At 60.5% G+C, this 17,953-nt stretch carries 22 protein-coding genes; 13 read left to right on the plus strand and 9 right to left on the minus strand.

All coding sequences use genetic code 11. The features are described from left to right. Nucleotides 1-13: 13 nt before the first annotated feature. From KUV52_RS11375 to KUV52_RS11385, 3 genes are all read right to left on the minus strand, one after another. Nucleotides 14-301 carry a hypothetical protein gene (locus KUV52_RS11375; protein ID WP_222526050.1) on the minus strand — a complete coding sequence of 96 codons (288 nt, stop codon included), beginning with the start codon at nucleotides 299-301 and terminating at the stop codon, nucleotides 14-16. Between the two features lie 138 nt (nucleotides 302-439). Then, complete coding sequence (locus KUV52_RS11380; RefSeq protein ID WP_222526051.1) at nucleotides 440-1,000, minus strand: response regulator transcription factor; 561 nt, start codon at nucleotides 998-1,000, stop codon at nucleotides 440-442. Beyond that, on the minus strand, nucleotides 997-2,199 hold the full coding sequence (locus KUV52_RS11385; protein WP_222526052.1) for an ATP-binding protein: 1,203 nt from the start codon (nucleotides 2,197-2,199) through the stop codon (nucleotides 997-999). The genes KUV52_RS11380 and KUV52_RS11385 overlap by 4 nt, the downstream gene beginning before the upstream one ends. Nucleotides 2,200-2,378: 179 nt before the next feature. Between KUV52_RS11385 and ggt the strand changes: the two genes are divergently transcribed. After that, entirely contained in the window at nucleotides 2,379-4,085 is a 1,707-nt protein-coding gene (gene ggt / locus KUV52_RS11390; protein WP_222526053.1) for a gamma-glutamyltransferase, read from the plus strand. Here ggt and KUV52_RS11395 read toward each other — a convergent pair. Genes KUV52_RS11395 through KUV52_RS11405 form a run of 3 tightly spaced genes read right to left on the minus strand, consistent with a single transcriptional unit; the run spans nucleotide 4,079 to nucleotide 5,392 of the window. Next, the gene (locus tag KUV52_RS11395) at nucleotides 4,079-4,297 is read right to left on the minus strand and encodes a hypothetical protein (protein ID WP_222526054.1); all 219 of its coding nucleotides are present in this window, start codon (nucleotides 4,295-4,297) and stop codon (nucleotides 4,079-4,081) included. The genes ggt and KUV52_RS11395 overlap by 7 nt on opposite strands. A gap of 14 nt (nucleotides 4,298-4,311) precedes the next feature. Next, entirely contained in the window at nucleotides 4,312-5,019 is a 708-nt protein-coding gene (locus KUV52_RS11400; RefSeq protein ID WP_222526055.1) for an SDR family NAD(P)-dependent oxidoreductase, read from the minus strand. Further along, the gene (locus tag KUV52_RS11405) at nucleotides 5,006-5,392 is read right to left on the minus strand and encodes a thiol-disulfide oxidoreductase DCC family protein (RefSeq protein ID WP_222526056.1); all 387 of its coding nucleotides are present in this window, start codon (nucleotides 5,390-5,392) and stop codon (nucleotides 5,006-5,008) included. Before KUV52_RS11405 ends, KUV52_RS11400 begins: the two co-directional genes overlap by 14 nt. A 131-nt stretch (nucleotides 5,393-5,523) precedes the next feature. Between KUV52_RS11405 and folE the strand changes: the two genes are divergently transcribed. Together folE and folM are read left to right on the plus strand one after the other, a co-directional pair. Further along, nucleotides 5,524-6,159 (plus strand): GTP cyclohydrolase I FolE, encoded by a 636-nt coding sequence (gene folE, locus KUV52_RS11410; protein ID WP_222526057.1) that lies wholly within the window; start codon nucleotides 5,524-5,526, stop codon nucleotides 6,157-6,159. Then, nucleotides 6,156-6,863 (plus strand): dihydromonapterin reductase, encoded by a 708-nt coding sequence (gene folM, locus KUV52_RS11415; RefSeq protein ID WP_222526058.1) that lies wholly within the window; start codon nucleotides 6,156-6,158, stop codon nucleotides 6,861-6,863. The genes folE and folM overlap by 4 nt, the downstream gene beginning before the upstream one ends. Before the next feature lie 74 nt (nucleotides 6,864-6,937). Here folM and KUV52_RS11420 read toward each other — a convergent pair whose 3' ends face one another. Continuing rightward, a complete protein-coding gene (locus tag KUV52_RS11420) occupies nucleotides 6,938-8,119 on the minus strand; it encodes a transglutaminase-like domain-containing protein (protein ID WP_222526059.1) in 1,182 nt (393 codons plus the stop codon). Between the two features lie 157 nt (nucleotides 8,120-8,276). Beyond that, nucleotides 8,277-8,849, minus strand: a complete 573-nt coding sequence (locus KUV52_RS11425; protein WP_222526060.1) for a DUF3592 domain-containing protein — start codon at nucleotides 8,847-8,849, stop codon at nucleotides 8,277-8,279. 219 nt (nucleotides 8,850-9,068) lie between these two features. Between KUV52_RS11425 and KUV52_RS11430 the strand changes: the two genes are divergently transcribed. Further along, nucleotides 9,069-10,109, plus strand: a complete 1,041-nt coding sequence (locus tag KUV52_RS11430) for a DUF2157 domain-containing protein (RefSeq protein ID WP_222526061.1) — start codon at nucleotides 9,069-9,071, stop codon at nucleotides 10,107-10,109. On the opposite strand, the gene KUV52_RS11435 is transcribed toward KUV52_RS11430, so the two are convergent. Beyond that, entirely contained in the window at nucleotides 10,102-10,611 is a 510-nt protein-coding gene (locus tag KUV52_RS11435; protein ID WP_222526062.1) for a GNAT family N-acetyltransferase, read from the minus strand. The two genes, KUV52_RS11430 and KUV52_RS11435, sit on opposite strands and share 8 nt — an antisense overlap. A 138-nt stretch (nucleotides 10,612-10,749) precedes the next feature. Between KUV52_RS11435 and KUV52_RS11440 the strand changes: the two genes are divergently transcribed. From KUV52_RS11440 to KUV52_RS11480, 9 genes are read left to right on the plus strand one after another with little or no spacing between them, the layout of a single operon-like run. Next, the gene (locus tag KUV52_RS11440; protein ID WP_222526063.1) at nucleotides 10,750-11,214 is read left to right on the plus strand and encodes a Na+/H+ antiporter subunit E; all 465 of its coding nucleotides are present in this window, start codon (nucleotides 10,750-10,752) and stop codon (nucleotides 11,212-11,214) included. Continuing rightward, a complete protein-coding gene (locus KUV52_RS11445) occupies nucleotides 11,214-11,477 on the plus strand; it encodes a monovalent cation/H+ antiporter complex subunit F (RefSeq protein WP_222526064.1) in 264 nt (87 codons plus the stop codon). The genes KUV52_RS11440 and KUV52_RS11445 overlap by 1 nt, the downstream gene beginning before the upstream one ends. Continuing rightward, complete coding sequence (gene mnhG / locus KUV52_RS11450) at nucleotides 11,474-11,782, plus strand: monovalent cation/H(+) antiporter subunit G (protein ID WP_222526065.1); 309 nt, start codon at nucleotides 11,474-11,476, stop codon at nucleotides 11,780-11,782. The genes KUV52_RS11445 and mnhG overlap by 4 nt, the downstream gene beginning before the upstream one ends. Nucleotides 11,783-11,796: 14 nt before the next feature. Continuing rightward, a complete protein-coding gene (locus KUV52_RS11455; RefSeq protein ID WP_222526066.1) occupies nucleotides 11,797-12,771 on the plus strand; it encodes a DUF4040 domain-containing protein in 975 nt (324 codons plus the stop codon). Then, nucleotides 12,771-13,124: a cation:proton antiporter subunit C gene (locus KUV52_RS11460; protein WP_222526067.1), complete on the plus strand. Its 354-nt coding sequence runs from the start codon at nucleotides 12,771-12,773 to the stop codon at nucleotides 13,122-13,124. Before KUV52_RS11455 ends, KUV52_RS11460 begins: the two co-directional genes overlap by 1 nt. After that, complete coding sequence (locus KUV52_RS11465) at nucleotides 13,121-14,590, plus strand: monovalent cation/H+ antiporter subunit D family protein (protein ID WP_222526068.1); 1,470 nt, start codon at nucleotides 13,121-13,123, stop codon at nucleotides 14,588-14,590. The genes KUV52_RS11460 and KUV52_RS11465 overlap by 4 nt, the downstream gene beginning before the upstream one ends. Beyond that, on the plus strand, nucleotides 14,587-16,017 hold the full coding sequence (locus tag KUV52_RS11470; protein WP_222526069.1) for a proton-conducting transporter membrane subunit: 1,431 nt from the start codon (nucleotides 14,587-14,589) through the stop codon (nucleotides 16,015-16,017). Before KUV52_RS11465 ends, KUV52_RS11470 begins: the two co-directional genes overlap by 4 nt. Continuing rightward, nucleotides 16,017-16,253 carry a hypothetical protein gene (locus KUV52_RS11475; protein ID WP_222526070.1) on the plus strand — a complete coding sequence of 79 codons (237 nt, stop codon included), beginning with the start codon at nucleotides 16,017-16,019 and terminating at the stop codon, nucleotides 16,251-16,253. The genes KUV52_RS11470 and KUV52_RS11475 overlap by 1 nt, the downstream gene beginning before the upstream one ends. Then, on the plus strand, nucleotides 16,246-17,943 hold the full coding sequence (locus tag KUV52_RS11480; RefSeq protein WP_222526071.1) for a Na(+)/H(+) antiporter subunit D: 1,698 nt from the start codon (nucleotides 16,246-16,248) through the stop codon (nucleotides 17,941-17,943). The genes KUV52_RS11475 and KUV52_RS11480 overlap by 8 nt, the downstream gene beginning before the upstream one ends. The last annotated feature ends 10 nt before the right edge of the window (nucleotides 17,944-17,953 follow it).

The following is a 17,953-nucleotide window of genomic DNA, read 5'->3' on the forward strand; positions in this document are numbered from 1 at the left end:
TGCTTTGCAAGGGTTATTGATGGTGTCGTTGCAGTGCCCGGGCCAGTGCGGGTAGACGGGTTAACTGGTGGATACGGCCGCGCCAGCTGGCGTCAGAGAGCGCCGCTTGCCGGTTCTCTCCGTACTCAATATGGAGCCAGCCCTGGTCATCCAGTGTGGATTGGCGGATGGCGTTCAGAGTGATCACCTGTCCCTCGCCGTAAAATACGACGCTGTCGGTGCTGACCATCAGGCTACCGGGTTGTGGGGCGGCGTGGCTGTGTTCCGGGCGGAAGAGCATCTGTTCATACAGTGCGGTCATAGGGACATCCTTATCGTTACCCTGTGCTCGCGATCCATCCATAATCGCAGGGGAGCACATTGTAGAGCACCCTGGCCAGACTGCCAAAGCGATGGAGTGCATGGGGTCACTCTCCCACTCACCCGGTGGGGATGAGGCTCAGACGCCCACAGCCACCCCTTCACTCTCTTCGCACAGCGGTTTTTTCTGCAGCTTTCTTTGCAGTGTTCGGCGGTGCATCCCCAGCGCCCTTGCCGTGGCAGAGACATTACCATCGTGCTGACGCAGCGCCTGCTGAAGGTGTTCCCACTCCAGCCGTTTCGGGTTCAGCGGTTTGTCTTCCGGGGTGTTCGAAACCGCCACCGGGGCGTTCTCCAGTGCGCTGAGCAGGGTTGCGGTATCCACCGGTTTGGCCAGGTAGTGGTTGGCGCCCAATCGCATGGCGTCTACCGCGGTGGATACGCTGGCGTAGCCGGTCAGCAGTACCAGTTGAGCCTGCGGCACCGAAGCCCGCAGCGGGGCGATCAGCGCCAGCCCGTTGTCCTCGCCCAGATTCATATCCAGCAGCAGGTGAGTAGGGCGCCACTGTCGTGCTTTGAGCAGGGCGTCGGTCTTGTTGGCGGACCAGTGGCTGTCGTAACCGTGGCGCTCCAGACGGCGGGCGAGTACTGGTCCCAGCAGCGGATCATCCTCGATGATCAGCACCCGTTTGGCACTCATGCCACCACCTCCGGCAGCCAGATTCGGGCTTCGGCACCGCCATCAGAGCGGTTGCTCAGTCGCAGCGAGCCGCCGAGGCGCTCCAGAGTGGCGTGGCTGAGCAGCAATCCGACGCCAAGAGAGTTGCTCTGCACCCGCTGGCGTCCCAGTTTGTCATGTACAGGCCCCAGTCCCGGTCCCCAGTCCCGGAACGTCAGGGCGATGCCCTTGTCTTCCTGCGCCACTTCCAGTGCCAGCCGGTCACTGCCTTGACGCAGACTGGCCTGAGCGCCGTTGTAGGCCAGCGACAGCAAAGCCGGTTGCAGTGCTGGGTCTCCGCTGAGCATAGAGCGCTCAACACGCACCTGAAGATCCAGCTCGATTTGAGGCAACAGCAGTTGCAGTTGCTCCTTAAGGCCGGCCAGCAGGGTTTCCAGCGGCTGTGGCTCAGGGGAGTCACTGCGCAACCGTTCGCTGGTCTGACGCAGGCCGTTCAGGCTTTGCTGGCAGAGGCGCAGCGGCCCGCTCATCTGCGGCAGCATGTCGCTGTCCGGGTGGTGTTCCAGCGCCTCTTCGTGCAGCAGTGTGAGGGTGGAAAGAGGGGTCGCCAGTTGGTGAGCCAACTGGGCTGATGCGGTGCCCAGCGCCAGTAGGTGCTCCTGACGCAGCTGGGCTTCCCGCAGTTGCGCCATCTCCCGCTGCTGTTCACGGCTTCGCAGCGCCATGATGGCGACCACACCCAGCAATACCGCGCAGGAGAGCAGGAAGTTCAGCCACATCCCCAGGTAGTGCGCGGCCATCTGGGTGCCATGCATCATATGGGCATCGTGGGGCATGGTCAGCATCATCAGGCTGTATGCCAGACAGGCGATGGCGGCGATCCCCAACACCTGCCTGAAGGGCAGCAGCACGGCGGCAATGGCGACGGGCATCAGCAACAGAGTGACAAAGGCGTTGGTGGCGCCGCCGGAGAAGTGCAGCCAGAAACCCCACAGCAGGGTATCGACCATCAACTGACTGACCAGGGGCAGGTGACGCTGTCCCCAGGACAGCGTGGTTACGGCCAGAAAAGCGGCTTCCAGTACCATAACGGCAAGCAGCGGGGGCAGTTCCAGGGTCAGGCCCAGCAGCGAGCCGGTGCCGGCCACCAAACCCACTTTTAACAATAAGCCCAGTGCCCGCAGCCACCAGAGCTGCTGATGGGGTCGGTAGGAGTTCATCCTTGTTACCTATTACCTGTTGGGATAGCGGGCAGATTAGCAGAGTTAAGGGGCTGAAAATGCCAACGATGTGGCAAGTTAGCCTCAAAGCTTATCGGTTGATGCGTCGGGTTGAACCGGTTGCGCTGCGGGTTTGGGTTGGTTAGCTTGCGATTAACTCAACGTCATGGAGCGCGTTTATGTGGACCCGGACCCGTCCTTTGCTGGCGACAGTCGCCCTGATATCCACCCTTATCCCTTCTGCCTTAGCCTTTGACCGCATTACCGGAGCGCCTTTCGCATCCCGCTCACCGGTTTACGCCGAGCAGGGGATGGCCGCCACCAGCCAGCCCCTGGCCACTCAGGTGGCGTTGGACATTCTGAAGGAGGGCGGCAACGCCATTGATGCGGCGATTGCCGCCAATGCGGTGCTGGGGTTGGTGGAGCCGACCGGCTGTGGCATCGGCGGCGATCTGTTCGCCATTGTCTGGGACGCCGAAAGCAAGACGCTGCATGGTTTGAACGCCTCCGGTCGCAGCCCCAAAAGCCTGACGTTGGAAGAGTTTGAGCGGCGCGGGCTGGACGCTATTCCGCCCTACGGGCCCTTGCCCGTTTCAGTGCCCGGAGCGGTGGATGGCTGGTTTGAGCTGAGTGAGAAGTTTGGCAAGCTGCCGATGAGCCGGGTGTTGGCGCCCGCCATCGACTATGCCGAGCGGGGCTTTATTGTCTCCGATCTGATCGCCTACTACCTGGACCGCAGCGCTCCGCGACTGGGGCAATATCCTGGATTCCGTGAAACCTTTATGCCCAATGGCGCCATGCCTGCGGTGGGGGAACGGTTTGCCAACCCCGGCCTGGCCTACAGCTATCGGCTGCTGGCGAAGGAGGGGCGGGAGGCGTTTTACCAGGGGGAGATCGCTCGTCGCATCGACCAGTACATGAAGGAGAACGGCGGCTTCCTCAGTTATGACGATCTGGCCAGCCACACCAGCGAGTGGGTGAAGCCGGTCAGCGCAGACTACCGGGGCGTCACCGTGTGGGAACTGCCACCGCCGGGACAGGGGATTGCTGCGCTGCAGATCCTCAAGATCCTGGAGGGCTACGACATCGCCGCCATGGGCCTGGACAGCCCGGAGTATGTGCACACCTTTGTGGAAGCAAAGAAACTGGCCTTCGCGGACCGCGCCAAGTACTACGCTGACCCGGCGTTTGCGGATATTCCGGTGGCGGGCCTGATCTCCGAGGCCTACGCCCAGGCACGGCGCGAGGAGATTGGCGAGCGGGCGGCCAAATCGGTGGAACATGGTAATCCGGCCTTGCTCCATGGCGACACCATCTACCTCACCACCGCCGACAGTGAGGGCAATATGGTGTCGCTGATCCAGAGCAACTACCGGGGTATGGGCTCGGGGATGACTCCGCCGGGATTGGGCTTTGTGCTTCAGGATCGGGGCCAGTTGTTCACTCTTAAACCGGGCGAGGCCAACACCTACGCACCGGGCAAGCGCCCCTTCCACACCATCATTCCCGCCTTTGCCACCCGGGAGGGCAAACCCTGGCTATCATTTGGGGTGATGGGGGGCGCTACCCAGCCTCAGGCGCACGCTCAGATCATCATCAATCTGGTGGACTTTGGCATGAATCTGCAGGAGGCGGGCGACGCGCCGAGGATTCTCCACACCGGCTCCAGCCAGCCCACCGGTGAGGTGATGACCGATGGCGGCGTGGTCAGTCTGGAGTCGGGCTTCTCCTACGAGACCAAACGGGAGCTGATGAAGCGAGGCCACGTGATCCAGGAGAATCTCGGCGGCTACGGCGGCTATCAGGCGATCATCTACGATGAGGACACCGGCAGCTACATCGGCGCGTCTGAGAGCCGCAAGGATGGTCAGGCGGCGGGTTACTGATCCTCTCCGCACATCTCCAGGTAGGTGTTTGAGGGGTGGAAGGCGATAGACTCCGCCCCTCTCTCCTCCAGCCAGTCCCGCGCCTGTTTCAGACAGGGCAGCCGCTGCTGCTCCAGCATTTCACCATCCGGGCCGTAGGTTCGGGCGATGTAGAGATCCCCCTCCAGCGACCAGATGGCGCCTTTTTCTGCGTGAGGTTTTGAGCCAAACATACCTGCCTCCACCACTACCAGGGGACCGGGTTGCCGGTCCAGTCGAGAAAACTCAGGGTGCCATCCGCCTCGGCACCATCCATCAACTGCTGCAGTTGTCGGGCGCTCTGCTCCGGCGTCAGACGCTGGCGTCCCTGGGCAAACGGCTCGGAGAGCGGGGAGACAACCGTACCGGGGTGATAGGCAATCAGTTTTACCCCCGGTGCTCTTCGTGCGTACTCCACCGCAGCCGATTTGAGCATCATATTGAGGGCCGCCTTGGCGGCGCGGTAGCCATACCAGCCTCCTAACTGATTATCGCTGATACTGCCGACCCGGGCGCTCAGAACCGCCACGGAGGCCGACCGGCTCTTGCTGAGCAGGGGCAGCAGCGCCTGCAGATAACCCATCGGTCGCACCGCATTAACCTCAAACAGGCGATGCAACGACTCCCCATCCAGGTGCTCAATACGTCGCTCCGGCTTCAGTCCCGGTTCATGCAGCAGGCCCAACGCGATAACGACGCGCTGCCAGTGGGCGTCGATCTCTGCCAGTGCACTGATGGCCCGTTGACGGCCCGCGTCCTGATGGTCCGAGGGGATCCAGCGCAGCAATGGGTGTGTGGTTGGCGGGGCCTGTCGACTCAGCGCCACAACGGTTTCACCGCGATCCAGGGCCAGTTGCGTATACGCCTGGGCGATGGCGCTGCCCGCTCCGATCACCAAGGTGTTAGTGGTCGACATGGCAACGGTCGCAATGGCGCTGGCCGGTCAGCCAGTAGGAGAGGCGATGACGGTGGCGGGCGAACACCCTGTAGGCGGCGTCAGTTACCGGGCGCACAGGACGCCAGCGCAGGGGCGCGGTTAGGTAGCCCAGGCCCACCAGTTTCCATGCCTGATGGGTCACGTCGAGGCCCGTCAGCCAGGTGCCATCTGCAAGACGGCCGTGCAGAATCGCCATGGCCTGAGTGGGATCCAACTCGGGAAACTGCTCAGTCAGTTTGGGGTCATGGAGGTCGACATACCGGATGCGACCAAGGGGATCCCGCGCCCGAAGGGCGTCGATCTCTCGACGGCACAGTGGGCAGTGACTGTCGTAGAAAAGGGTTAAATGCATGACAGAATCCCGTTCGTTGGTAACACTAGGGGGTACGAGTCAACCGGGCGGGATGGATCACGCCTGAAAAGAACCGAACGGCCAGTCTGGCCGTAAGCACAAGGACCGGAAGCGAAAGGGGCGCAGTAGCCATGACAGAAGAAGCCAAACTGGTGCGCGATGCCTTAATGGCCCGTGGCCTGGAAACGCCGCTGATAGAGAGCGAGCTGACCAACGAACAGAAGTACGCCCGCATCAAAGGTCTGATGACTGAGGTGATAGGCACACTGGGTCTGGATCTGCGGGATGACAGCCTGCGGGAGACCCCCCATCGCATCGCCAAAATGTACGTCGACGAAATCTTCTCGGGGCTGGATTACCGGCAATTTCCCAAGATGTGCGTTATCGACAACAAGATGGGCGTCGATGAGATGGTTAAGGTGAAGGCGATCAGCCTTGTCAGCACCTGCGAGCATCACTTTGTCACCATCGACGGCACAGCCACCGTTGCCTACATCCCGGGCAAGAAGGTGATTGGGCTGTCCAAAATCAACCGCATCGTTCAGTTCTTCGCTCGCCGTCCCCAGGTTCAGGAGCGGTTGACCCAGCAGGTGCTGGTGGCCCTGCAAACCCTACTGGGCACCGACAATGTGGCGGTCTCCATTCAGGCCACCCACTATTGCGTTAAGGCACGTGGGGTGGCAGACGCCAGCTCCTACACCGAAACCACGGCGCTGGGGGGGGTGTTCAAAACCAAGGCGGCCACCCGGGCTGAGTTTCTGCGATGAGTGCACCGGTTCTGATCACCGGAGTGGGCAAACGGGTGGGTCTGCATCTGGCACTGGCGTTTCTGGAGCAGGGCACACCGGTGATTGGTACCTACCGTCAGGAGCGACCGGCGTTGGCAGGGCTTCGGGCAGAGGGTGCCGAGCTATACCCCTGCGACTTTTATGACCCGGGTGAACTCACCAACCTGATATCCCTTCTGCGGGATCGTCACCCGGCCCTGCGCGCCATCATTCACAATGCGTCGGACTGGCTGAAGGAGGGGCAGGCACCCGATGCGGAGGTGATGCAGCGGATGATGCAGGTGCATGTCAGCGCTCCCTACCAGCTTAATCTGGGCCTCACCGATGCCCTGATGGCGGGCGCCGCGCCCACCGCTGACATCATTCATCTTACCGATTATGTGGCGGATACCGGCAGCGCCAAGCACATCGCTTATGCCGCCAGTAAGGCCGCTCTGGCTAACCTTACTCTCTCCTTTGCGAAACAGCTGGCCCCAACCATCAAAGTGAATGCCATCGCGCCTGCCCTGATCCGCTTTAACGAGCACGACGACGAGGCTTACCGGCAAAAAGCCCTCGCCAAATCGGTGATGGGCAAAGAGGGTGGCGAAGTGGAGGTGTGGCACACCGTGCAATACCTGATGAACAGTGAGTACATCACCGGTCGTACCCTGCATCTGGATGGTGGCCGGCACCTGATCTGATAGGGCCAGGTAACCAGGCTTAGCCCCCCTCCCGGTTATCGATAGGGATAGGGAGGCAAACGCGGTTCAAGCGGTCACAGGCTGTAACGGATATCAACGAAGGTGATTGGGCCGGCAACAATGGTTTCGCTAATGCTGCGGACCTCAAAGCGGTTCTCGCCTTTGTTCAGCGGCCAGACAAAACTCTCGCCCTCTATGTCTACCCATTCTTCCCGGTTCTGGCGGATCTGAAAATGCGAAAAACGGTCCATTGCGGTGTAAAACTGCATTGAAATCTCGCCTTTCGCAGCGAAACGCCACTGATGCTCAAGGTACTGCTCGTTGGTTTCAATGCCATGCTCTTCCATCAGTGTCTGGAAGTCAGACTGAGCATTAGGAAGGGCTGTCATCGCGATTGATGTCTTATTCAGCTCCGGGTAGGCGATATCGGGATTTTGGGTAAAAAGCTTGGGGTACTCTGAGCCCATTCCCTGAAAAGTGAGTGGCGGTGTTTTGGCCTCCATCATCAGAAACACACGCTGTCGCTCTCCATACAAATGGCGTGAAGAGATGTGGAAGCCAAGGTAGTTGGATAGGAAGTTGGCGTAGTCGGACTTTATCGCCTCGACATCCAGCTGGTTTAACCGTGCAAACTGCTCCGTCACCAGGAATTGGATCTGGTCATACTGCTGTTGGCGTTTAAGCTGATAGATATCGTGGATATTGAGATATTCGCCATTGTGCAGGGCATAGATGCTGAACTGTGGGTCGAAGAACACCCACTTACCCAATGCATTGGACCATACCTCAGTGGCCACATGGCCCATACCAAAACCGCCGTAGGCAACCTCCGAGGTCTGGAGCCCAATCTGTCGGGTATGGTGTCCCATGGCGGAGAGGATATCGGCCATCACCTGGCCATATTCGACACAGCGGTAACGCTCCCCTTCATCATGCACTTTTTTCAGAATATCCAGTGAGCTGGTCCCCGCCGGAGGTTGATTCATGCCATCGTGTTGCCACTGGCTAGCGACCCAGTCCATCACATCGATAAACAGTTGTGGATCCTTGTTGTTTTGAAACCTCGCGCGCTCGAAAACGTAAGTGGTGAGCGCGTTATCGTCCGTGGTTTTTAGCTCTTCAGGCTGTTCAACGATGACGCTCTGGTAATTATTCGTTGCGGTAATCTCAATCTTATTCAGCGTTTCGCCAACAGCGGAAAGCGGAAAACAGCTTATTGCCAGCAGGGTTGCAGCCAACCGATAACCAAGTTGCATTTGACACTCCATGTCATTGAAAGATTCATACACACCCCCGGACGTTGTCAGGCGTCCAGAGGATATTTAATTCGGGTTCGCAAAGAACGTGAATGCGCAATACCTGAAACCTGGGCGCTGGCCAGCAGAACCGTGGGCATCTTGTTCAGTGGTGTCTTTACGACTCCGGGGGTTCAGAGGTGTGCTCCACTTCCCAGGCGTTCTCACGGTGCTGGGCGCCGTAGCGCATCAGGTAGCGGACGGTGGGTCCGAGTCTGATGCAGGCAAAGGCGACGGCCACTACCGCGGCAATCAGGTAGAAGGGCTCATTCAGAAACGACAGACTGAAGTCCGAAGGGTCGAGGTTGGCGATGCCAATAACCGTCGCCCCCAGGCCCATGACAAACAGAAGATTGAGCAGCAGGAAGGATTCCTTAAAACGGGACTGCACCTTGGCCACTTTGGGGTTGCTCCGGCTTATCAGGACCTGAACCGTTTTTCCTGGTGCCAGGTTGTGTTTGCGGGCGTCCACTTCGGCTTTGAATCTGAGGGTGACGTCGGTGCGATATTCAATAATGGGCAACACCACCTTCCGGGTGCTGTTGCCGGAGCGCTGCGTTTCCTCTTTAAGATCCACAACCGTTCCGCTGACGTCGGTGCAGTTGGCAAGAAACCCCTTTTCCACCCGGCGGCCGAACAGGCTCGCTGCAATAAACAGCAGCCCCCCCAAAATGAACACCAGTGCTTTCATCATTGCCTCCCTGACGTGATGGCCCCAATCCGCAGCATCCCTGCCGATTCTCTGGTCAGCGGTGAACCTATCACTACCGGGTGGGCGAATCAAAGCGGTCTGTTTCCCAAGGAAAAATCTAATGGATAAGGGGCATCGTCCGGACGGGATCCGCTTGCGTGCACTCAGGGTTTGCGTCACTGTGGAAGGGTCACTGTTCAGGCTCAGGAACCCATCAGCGTGGCTCACGAACCTCTCTCCTCCCAACTCAAAGCGGGCGTCAGCGCCGGCATCATCTCTCAGCAGCAAGCGGAAGCGCTTCAGGCCCTGTGGCAACCGGAGCCCGGTCGGGGACCGGCCCGTTTTGACCTGACCCATCTGCTCTATTACCTCGGGGCACTGCTGGCCATCGGCGCCATGACGGTATTTATGGAGCTGGGGTGGGAGCGGTTTGGCGGTTTTGGGGTGATGGGTCTTGCGCTGTTCTATGGGCTATTGGGGCTGGTGCTGCAACTGGCGCTGGAGCGGCGGCAGCTTTGGCTTCCCGCCGGGCTGGCGCTGGTGTTTGTGGTCTGTCTGACGCCACTGGTGTTGTACGGTTTTCAGCAGGGGATGGGGTGGTGGCCTGAGCAACAACCCTATCCCGGCCTCTACCGTCGGGTTGAGGCGCATTGGGTGTCGCTGGAGTTGGCCACGCTGCTGGCGGCGATGCTGGCGCTGACCTGGCGTCGGGTGCCTTTCCTTATCTGCCCTCTGGCGATCAGCCTCTGGTTTCTGTCGATGGATGGGGCACAGTGGCTTCTTGGGGAGCGGCTCACCTGGCCGGAGCGGGGCCAGATCAGCATGGTGATGGGGCTGGTAATGGTGGGTCTGGGCCTCTATGTGGATGGACACCGGGACCGGGAAAACCACCGCGACTTTGCCTTCTGGCTCTACCTGTTTGGGGTGGTGGCATTCTGGGGGGGGCTAAGCAGCCAGCAGAGTGACAGCGAGTGGGATCGTGCCCTCTATGGCTTTATCAATCTGCTTATGATGCTGGTTGGGGTGATGCTAAATCGCCGGGTCTTTACGGTGTTTGGCGCGTTGGGGCTGTTCGCTTACCTTGGCCACCTGGCGTATGACCTGTTCCGCGACAGCTGGTGGTTCCCGGCACTGCTGACTCTGCTGGGACTGGGTATCATCCTGCTGGGCGTGGCTTGGCAGCGTCACCATTTGAGGTGGCGGGCCGCGTTGCTGGCCCGGCTCCCGGATTCCGTGCGGCAGTTCGGCCCCTTTAACTGACCGGACTCAGAACAAAGCGGCGCACACTGTCGGCGTCTTCGCTCAGTTGCGCCGTGCCGTTTTCGATAAACCCAAGGCGGCGCAACAGGGCGGCGGATGCCGCGTTATCCGGCGAAGTGATCCCCCACAGCGTCGCAATGGACCAACTGTCCCGAGCCTCCTCCAGCACCCTTAGGCACGCCTCCAGCGTCAGCCCCTGCCTCTGCCACTGAGGCAGCAGGGCAAAGCCGAGATCTGGATGGGGCAGGGTATCCCGGTTTAACACACCGCACAGACCGACCGGCCGATTTTCCGGCTTCAGGCACATAACAAACAGGCCATAGCCGTGCTGGCTGTAGTGGGCCTGCAACTGCTCCTCAATGTAACTCTGCGCTTGCTTCAGAGTGCGGATACCCCGATCGCCAATGTGCTTCAGCCAGCCCTCGCTGTTCACCAGCGAGAGAATAAAGTCGGCATCAGAGAGTTGCGCCGGGCGCAGGAGCAACCGAGCGGTGTTGTACATATCAAAGCATCCATACCAGGAATTCAGCGGGTCTCATCATGGCAGTCGGTGCTGCTGACGTCCACTGAGTGTCTTTTGGCCAATCAAAAGTTTATCAACTAGATTAAAAGGATAGGTCATTATTTGGTCAGGGATAGGATGCGACCTGTAGCGAGTCTTTCTCCATTTCTCCTGTTGCTCTGGTTGTCCAACTCCGGGCACTACAGCGCGCTGATGCTCGGTCTTGGCGGGGCATCCATTCTTCTGGTGCTGTTTATCAGCGACCGGATGGGGCTGCTGGGGCCGCCGGTGCCAGTTCGTTTCGCTCGTCTGCCGCGCTACTGGTTGTGGCTGATGGCAGAGATCGTCAAAGCCAACATTCAGGTGGTCCGTCACATCTGGCTGGACCCGCAATCCGTCAACCCGGCGATTGGTCGTTTGCCCCTGCTGCAAAGCGAAGACCTGACCCGGGTGGTGTACGCCAACTCCATTACCCTGACGCCGGGCACCATCACCATCCGCCTGGATGGGGACACCATCGAAGTGCATGCCCTTAACGCCTCCTCGCTGCGCGAATTGGAGTTGGGCGAAATGAGCCAGCGTGTGCTGGCGCTGGAGCCGTAATGCTGGGCGCAGCGGCGTTGGGTTTGGCAACAGCAATGTTGCTGGCGCTGTTGCGCGCTGTGGCGGGGCCGACGCTGTATGACCGTATTCTGGCGGTTAACCTGTTTGGTACTAAGACCGTGCTGCTGATTGCGGTGATGGGCTTTCTGATGGGGCGGCCGGACTTTCTGGATATCGCGCTGGTGTACGCGCTGATCAACTTTATTAGCGTCATCGGTGTGCTGCGCTTTTTCGAGCAGCGCCGGGTGGAGGAGGACTCATGATCTGGCCGCTCTGGGTAGGCAGTGCATTCCTGTTTGTGGGCACCTTTCTGTGCGTCAGCGGCACTATTGGCGTGTTGCGCTTTCCCGATGTCTATACCCGCCTGCATGCGGCCGGGGTGACCGACACCCTCGGCAGCGGATGCATCCTGCTGGGGCTGGGATTCTGGGTGAATGGCGAACTGTTGGTGCTGGCCAAACTGACCTGGATCTTCCTGTTTCTGCTGGTCACCAGTCCCACCTCCAGCCATGCCATCGCCAAGGCCGCGCTGACCGGCGGCATCAAGCCCAAGCTGGGTTCAGACTGACAAGAGGGCCATGGATGGAATTTCTGCTCGATATCCTGCTGCTGAGCCTGTTGGTGCTGACCGCTCTGGCACTGGCTCGGACCCGCGATCTGTTTGCCTGCGCCATGCTGACCGGGATCTACAGCCTGTTGTCAGCGGCCTTTTTTGTGCTGATGGATGCGGTGGATGTGGCCTTTACCGAAGCGGCGGTTGGGGCGGGGATCGCCACCTTGCTGATGCTGGCCGCTCTGACCCTGACCGGGCGCTTTGAAAACCCCCATTCATTTCAAGCCCGCCGAACCCTGGCGGTCATCGCCCTTATCGCCTTTTTGCTGTTTTACGGTCTGGTGGACATGCCCCGGTTCGGGGATCCCAACGCACCGGCTCAAAGCCATGTGGCGTCCCACTATCTCGAAGATGGCCTCAGCGAAGTGGGGGTGCCTAACCTGGTGACTTCGGTTCTGGCCAGCTACCGAGGCTTCGATACATTCGGCGAAACCGTGGTGATCTTCACCGCAGGCATCGGCGTGGTGGCGTTGCTGGGACGCCGCCATGTTCGTCGCCCGACGCGGGCGCTGGATATGCGCCATCACCGCATTCTGGCGGTGGTGTCCCGAATGCTGATCCCTCCCATTCTGCTCTTTGCCCTGTATGTGCAGTTTCATGGGGACTATGGACCGGGCGGCGGGTTTCAGGCAGGGGTGATCTTTGCCGCTGGTCTGATCCTCTATGCCATGGTGTTTGGTCTTGATGCGGTGCGGGCGCTGATCCCGGAGTCGGTAATTCGGATGCTGGCGGCGTTGGGGGTGCTGCTGTACGGCTCAGTAGGGATGGTGGCGCTGCTGCAGGGTAAGCCGTTCCTGGATTACCGGGTGCTGGCGGACGACAGTGTGGCGGGGCAGCACCTTGGGATCTGGCTGGTGGAGCTGGGGGTGGGGATCACGGTCACCGCCGTCATGCTTTTGCTGTTCCTGACCTTCTCCGCCCGGGTGGACAGGGGGGCATCCTGATGACCTGGTTAAGTCAGTACAACTACTACATCGTGGTGTTGCTGATGATGATTGGCTTCTACATCGTCATCGCTCAGGGCAACCTGATCAAAAAGCTGATGGGCCTGAGCCTGTTCCAGACCTCGGTGTTCATCCTCTATATCAGCATGGGTAAGGTGGAGGGGGGCACCGCCCCGATCCTGGACCCGGATTACGTGGTCTTCTCCAACCCCCTGCCTCATGTGCTGATCCTTACCGCCATCGTCGTGGGGGTGGCCACCACCGCCCTTGGGCTGGCGCTTGCGGTCCGACTCCATGAGGCCTATGGCACTCTGGAAGAGGATGAGATCCAGCAGCAGGATGACCGGATATGATGAGTCATCTGCCCATTCTCCCGGTCATTCTGCCTCTGCTGGCCGCGCCCAGTTGCCTGCTGTTGGGGCGTTCCCGGTTGATCGCGGGGTTTGTGCTGGGTGTGTGCATGGCCGCTCTGGGGCTCAGCGTGGCCCTGTGGCAACAGGTCATGCAGACGGGCGTCTGGAACTACCCTCTGGGTGGCTGGGAAGCGCCCTGGGGCATTGAGTACCGCATTGATGCCCTCGGCGCCATGATGCTGGTTCTGGTCAGCGGTATGGCAGTGGCGGTGATGCTGGCGGCCCCCAGCAGCATTCAGAAGGAGTTGGCGGAGGAGCGGCAGCTTCCCTTTTATGTGCTGTTTCTGCTGGTGTTTGCCGGCTCCATGGGCATCGTGGCCACCGGTGACGCTTTTAACCTCTTCGTCTTTCTTGAGATCAGCTCGCTCTCCACCTACGCCCTGATTGCGCTGGGGCGTGACCGTCGTGCTCTGTGGGCGGCCTATCAATACCTGATCCTCGGTACGCTGGGGGCCACCTTTATCCTGATCGGTGTGGGTTTGCTCTATATGATGACCGGCACCCTCAATATGGCGGACCTGGCCCAGCGGCTGCCGGCAGTGGAAAGCACGCGGACCATCTACACCGCCTTTGCATTCGTGCTGGTTGGCGTCTGTCTGAAACTGGCGCTGTTTCCCCTTCACCTTTGGCTGCCCGGCGCCTACGCTTGCGCCCCTTCCGTGGTGTCGGCCTTCCTGGCCGCAACGTCCACCAAAGTGGCGGTTTATGTGCTGCTCCGTTTTGTCTTTACCATCTTCGGCGGCGGCTTCAGCTTTGCCCACCTTCCTCTGGAAGCGATTTTGCTGGTACTGGGCGTAGTGGGGGTGGTGGCAGCCTCGGTGGCAGCCATCTACCAGAAGAGCGTAAAGCGGCTCTTTGCCTACTCCAGCGTGGCGCAGGTGGGATACCTGATCCTGGGGATCGCGGCGGCAAACCGGACCGGCCTGCTGGCGACGCTGCTGCACCTGATCAATCACGCTCTGATGAAAGGGGCGTTGTTCCTGGCGTTGGCGGCGGTGTGCTATCAGCTTGGCCATACCCGCCTTCACCAGTTTGCCGGGTTGGGCCGAAGGATGCCCTGGACCATGGCGGCGCTGGTGATTGGCGGCCTGAGTCTGGTTGGGGTGCCGGGCACCGTTGGCTTTGTGAGCAAATGGTATCTGGTGCTCGCCCTGCTGGAGCGAGACTGGTGGCCCATTGCGATGGTGGTGCTGATGGGGTCCGTGCTGGCGCTGGTCTACCTCTGGAAGGTGGTGGAGGTGGCCTACTTTGTTCGCAACGACGAACTAGCCTGTGAAGCCCCTCTGGCTCTGCTGCTGCCCACCTGGATTCTGGTGATCGCCAATCTCTATCTGGGCCTTGATACCCGATGGACCCTGGCGGCGGCGCAAGGGGCGGTGAACGCCCTGCTGGGAGGCGGCCCATGATGGCGGTGTTGCTGATCCCCTGGCTGGTGGCCCTCGGCGTGGTCTACACCGGTCGTCATCCCAACCTGAGGGAGGCGATCTCTCTGATTGGGGGCGTCATCCTGTTTGCTCAGGTGTATCAGCTTTACCAGATGCCGCCCGAGCCCATGATTCTGCCTTCCCCCTTCCCGGGTTTGAGCGTTGGCTTCTCGGTGGAGCCTCTGGGCCTGCTGTTTGCTCTGGTCGCCAGTGCGCTCTGGCCCGTTACCGCGCTGTATGCCATCGGCTATATGCGAAGTCATGGCGAGGCGAACCAGACCCGATTCTTCGCCTGCTTTGCCCTGGCGATGGGCGCGGTGATGGGGATCGCCTTTGCCCGGGATCTGCTCACCCTGTTTTTCTTTTACGAAGTGCTGACCCTCTCCACCTACCCGCTGGTGACCCACGCAGGCACGCCGGCGGCGCGTCAGGGTGGCCGGGTTTACCTTGGGGTTCTGCTGTTTACCTCCATTGTATTGCTGCTGCTGGCAATGATTGGGGTCCAGCGTGAAGCCGGCACTCTGGTCTTTGCCCCGGGTGGCGTGTTCTCAGAACCGCAGGATCCGATGTTGCTCAGTGTGCTCCTGCTGCTGTTTGTACTGGGGGTTGGTAAAGCAGCGATGGTGCCATTTCATCGTTGGCTGCCTGCCGCCATGGTGGCGCCCACACCGGTCAGTGCGCTGCTTCATGCGGTGGCGGTGGTCAAAGCGGGGGTGTTCACCATCCTCAAGGGCGTGGTGTACCTGTTTGGTTTGGAAACCGTCTCGGCACTGCCGGTGACTCCGATGCTGCTGGGGCTGGCGGCCTTCTCCATTATCTGGGCGTCGCTGGTGGCGATGCGTCAGGACAACCTGAAGAAGCGTTTGGCCTATTCCACCGTCAGCCAACTGGGCTACATCACGGCGGCGGCGATGCTGGCGACACCGCTGGGGATCATGGCCGGAGGGATGCAGATCGCGGCTCACGCGCTGGGCAAAATCACCCTGTTTTTCTGTGCCGGGGCGATCCTGGTGGCATCGCACAAAACCAATGTCAGCCAGCTGGACGGGATTGGGCGGCGGATGCCCTGGACCATGGCGGCGTTCTTCCTGGCCAGCCTGAGCATCATTGGATTGCCTCCCACCGGCGGAGCCTGGAGCAAATGGCTGCTGCTCAGCGCCAGTCTGGACCGGTCTCAGTGGCTGTTGGTGGGCGTTCTGGTTCTGAGCACTCTGCTTAACGTGGCGTATCTGTTGCCGATACCGGTGCGGGCCTTTTTGCGCCAGGCGCCTGAGGAAGAGAGCCATACCGGTGAGGCACCCTGGCCGGTGCTGCTGGCATTACTGCTGACCGCCTTTGCGACACTGGTGCTGTTCTGGGTGCCGGAGACCCTGGCTGAACTGGGACGGCTGGCGGGAGGAGGGGAGTGATGGAACATTGGGGATTCAAACTGTTCTACCTGTTTTGCGGCATTCTGGCCCTGTTGGATCTGCTCTATCACCGCCATGTGGTGCACCCCTGGGAGGGGATGCCGGGCTTCTACCCGCTGTACGGCTTTGTGGGCTGCGTCGTGTTGGTGCTGGTGGCGAAGCTGCTGCGCAAGGTACTGATGCGGGACGAGCATTACTACGACCGCCTGGAAGGCCGGGAGGAGCAGGATGACTGATTTGCCGCCCCCGCTGCTGTTCTTCTTTGGCGCCCTGCTGGTTGCCACTGCCCGCCCCGGGGCAGGGCGCTGGATCGCCTTACTGGTGCCCCTGATCAGCGCACTGATGGTGTGGAATCAGCCTCTGGGCAGCCATGCTTCCCTCTCCCTGATGGGCCAGACGCTGGAGTTCTATCGGCTGGACAGTCTGAGCCGGGTGTTCGCCCTGGTTTTCCATCTGGCGGCGTTTATTGCGCTGCTGTTCGCGTTTCATCTGAAGTCCACCCTGGAGTGGGTGGCGGGCTTACTCTACGCAGGGTGCGCCATCGGTGCAGTGCTGGCGGGGGATCTGCTCTCCCTATTCCTGTTCTGGGAGGGGATGGCGCTCAGTTCGGTTTGGCTGGTATGGGCCGGGGGAACGGAGCGAGCCTACAGCGCCGGTCTGCGTTACCTGATGGTTCAGGTGGTGTCCGGGCTCTTTCTGCTGGTGGGCGCCCTGTTGCACCTCAAGAGCGAGGGATCCTTGAGGTTTGAGGCGATGACCCTCTCGGACCTCTCCACCTGGTTGCTGTTTCTGGGCTTTGGCATCAAATGTGTGTTCCCGATGCTGCACAGCTGGCTGGTGGACGCCTATCCGGAAGCGACGCCGACAGGCACCGTTTTTCTCAGCGCCTTTACCACCAAGGTGGCGCTTTACGCTTTGGCGCGCGGTTTTCCCGGCACCGAACTGCTGGTCTATATCGGTGCCGCGATGGCCTGCTTCCCCATCTTCTATGCCGTGATTGAGAACGACCTGAGACGGGTGCTGGCCTACAGCCTGATTAACCAGGTGGGCTTTATGGTGGTTGGGGTGGGGCTGGGCAGCGAACTGGCAATGAACGGGGCGGTGTCCCACGCGGTCAATGACATCCTGTTTAAGGGCCTGCTGTTTATGTCGATGGGCGCGGTGCTGATGATGACGGGGCGGATAGAGGGTTCTCGTCTCGGTGGCCTCTACAAGACCATGCCGAAGACCACCATTCTCTGCATTGTGGGGGCGGCCTCCATCTCGGCGTTTCCCCTGTTCAGCGGTTTTGTCAGTAAGTCGATGGTGATGAGTGCGGCACTGATTGAGGGGCACCCGGTGGTTTGGCTGCTCCTGCTGTTCGCCTCTGCCGGTGTGTTCCACCATGCGGGTATCAAGATCCCCTATTTTGCCTTCTTCGCCCATGACCGGGGCCTGAAGGCGGCAGACCCACCTAACAACATGCTGTTGGCGATGCTGGTGGCGGCGCTGTTCTGCGTAGGAGCCGGGCTGTTCCCACAGTACCTCTATGCCTTGCTGCCTTACGACACCGGCTATTGGCCCTACGATGCCACTCATGTGCTGGCTCAGACGCAACTGCTCTTCTTCTCGGCACTGGCCTTTGTCTGGCTCAATCGACAGGGGCTCTATCCGCCGGAGCTGCCCTCAGTGAATCTGGATGCCGACTGGCTGTACCGTGGTGTGGGCTACCGCCTGGTGAGCGGAGCGTGGCATGGGTTCTGGGCATGGCTGTCGTCGTTGCAGTCGCGAATGCAGCGTTGGGGCAGGGCGGTGACACACTATCTGGCCACCCATGTGCCGGAGGGGACGTTGGGGGGAACGCCGTTGTCCGGCGCCATGGTGATCTGGGTGGCGGTGATTCTGGCGGGCTACCTGCTGTTGAGCTTTCTTCCGCTACTGGGCTGACTCGCCCGGC

The sequence above is a fragment of the Ferrimonas balearica genome, assembly GCF_019802055.1.
Taxonomy (GTDB): domain Bacteria; phylum Pseudomonadota; class Gammaproteobacteria; order Enterobacterales; family Shewanellaceae; genus Ferrimonas; species Ferrimonas balearica_A.

Bases quoted from the DNA above. Each gene is read 5' to 3' on its own strand.
- KUV52_RS11375 (WP_222526050.1), bottom strand. From the start codon at position 301: ATGACCGCACTGTATGAACAGATGCTCTTCCGCCCGGAACACAGCCAC.
- KUV52_RS11380 (WP_222526051.1), bottom strand. From the start codon at position 1,000: ATGAGTGCCAAACGGGTGCTGATCATCGAGGATGATCCGCTGCTGGGA.
- KUV52_RS11385 (WP_222526052.1), bottom strand. From the start codon at position 2,199: ATGAACTCCTACCGACCCCATCAGCAGCTCTGGTGGCTGCGGGCACTG.
- ggt (WP_222526053.1), top strand. From the start codon at position 2,379: ATGTGGACCCGGACCCGTCCTTTGCTGGCGACAGTCGCCCTGATATCC.
- KUV52_RS11395 (WP_222526054.1), bottom strand. From the start codon at position 4,297: ATGTTTGGCTCAAAACCTCACGCAGAAAAAGGCGCCATCTGGTCGCTG.
- KUV52_RS11400 (WP_222526055.1), bottom strand. From the start codon at position 5,019: ATGTCGACCACTAACACCTTGGTGATCGGAGCGGGCAGCGCCATCGCC.
- KUV52_RS11405 (WP_222526056.1), bottom strand. From the start codon at position 5,392: ATGCATTTAACCCTTTTCTACGACAGTCACTGCCCACTGTGCCGTCGA.
- folE (WP_222526057.1), top strand. From the start codon at position 5,524: ATGACAGAAGAAGCCAAACTGGTGCGCGATGCCTTAATGGCCCGTGGC.
- folM (WP_222526058.1), top strand. From the start codon at position 6,156: ATGAGTGCACCGGTTCTGATCACCGGAGTGGGCAAACGGGTGGGTCTG.
- KUV52_RS11420 (WP_222526059.1), bottom strand. From the start codon at position 8,119: ATGCAACTTGGTTATCGGTTGGCTGCAACCCTGCTGGCAATAAGCTGT.
- KUV52_RS11425 (WP_222526060.1), bottom strand. From the start codon at position 8,849: ATGAAAGCACTGGTGTTCATTTTGGGGGGGCTGCTGTTTATTGCAGCG.
- KUV52_RS11435 (WP_222526062.1), bottom strand. From the start codon at position 10,611: ATGTACAACACCGCTCGGTTGCTCCTGCGCCCGGCGCAACTCTCTGAT.
- KUV52_RS11440 (WP_222526063.1), top strand. From the start codon at position 10,750: ATGCGACCTGTAGCGAGTCTTTCTCCATTTCTCCTGTTGCTCTGGTTG.
- KUV52_RS11445 (WP_222526064.1), top strand. From the start codon at position 11,214: ATGCTGGGCGCAGCGGCGTTGGGTTTGGCAACAGCAATGTTGCTGGCG.
- mnhG (WP_222526065.1), top strand. From the start codon at position 11,474: ATGATCTGGCCGCTCTGGGTAGGCAGTGCATTCCTGTTTGTGGGCACC.
- KUV52_RS11455 (WP_222526066.1), top strand. From the start codon at position 11,797: ATGGAATTTCTGCTCGATATCCTGCTGCTGAGCCTGTTGGTGCTGACC.
- KUV52_RS11460 (WP_222526067.1), top strand. From the start codon at position 12,771: ATGACCTGGTTAAGTCAGTACAACTACTACATCGTGGTGTTGCTGATG.
- KUV52_RS11465 (WP_222526068.1), top strand. From the start codon at position 13,121: ATGATGAGTCATCTGCCCATTCTCCCGGTCATTCTGCCTCTGCTGGCC.
- KUV52_RS11470 (WP_222526069.1), top strand. From the start codon at position 14,587: ATGATGGCGGTGTTGCTGATCCCCTGGCTGGTGGCCCTCGGCGTGGTC.
- KUV52_RS11475 (WP_222526070.1), top strand. From the start codon at position 16,017: ATGGAACATTGGGGATTCAAACTGTTCTACCTGTTTTGCGGCATTCTG.
- KUV52_RS11480 (WP_222526071.1), top strand. From the start codon at position 16,246: ATGACTGATTTGCCGCCCCCGCTGCTGTTCTTCTTTGGCGCCCTGCTG.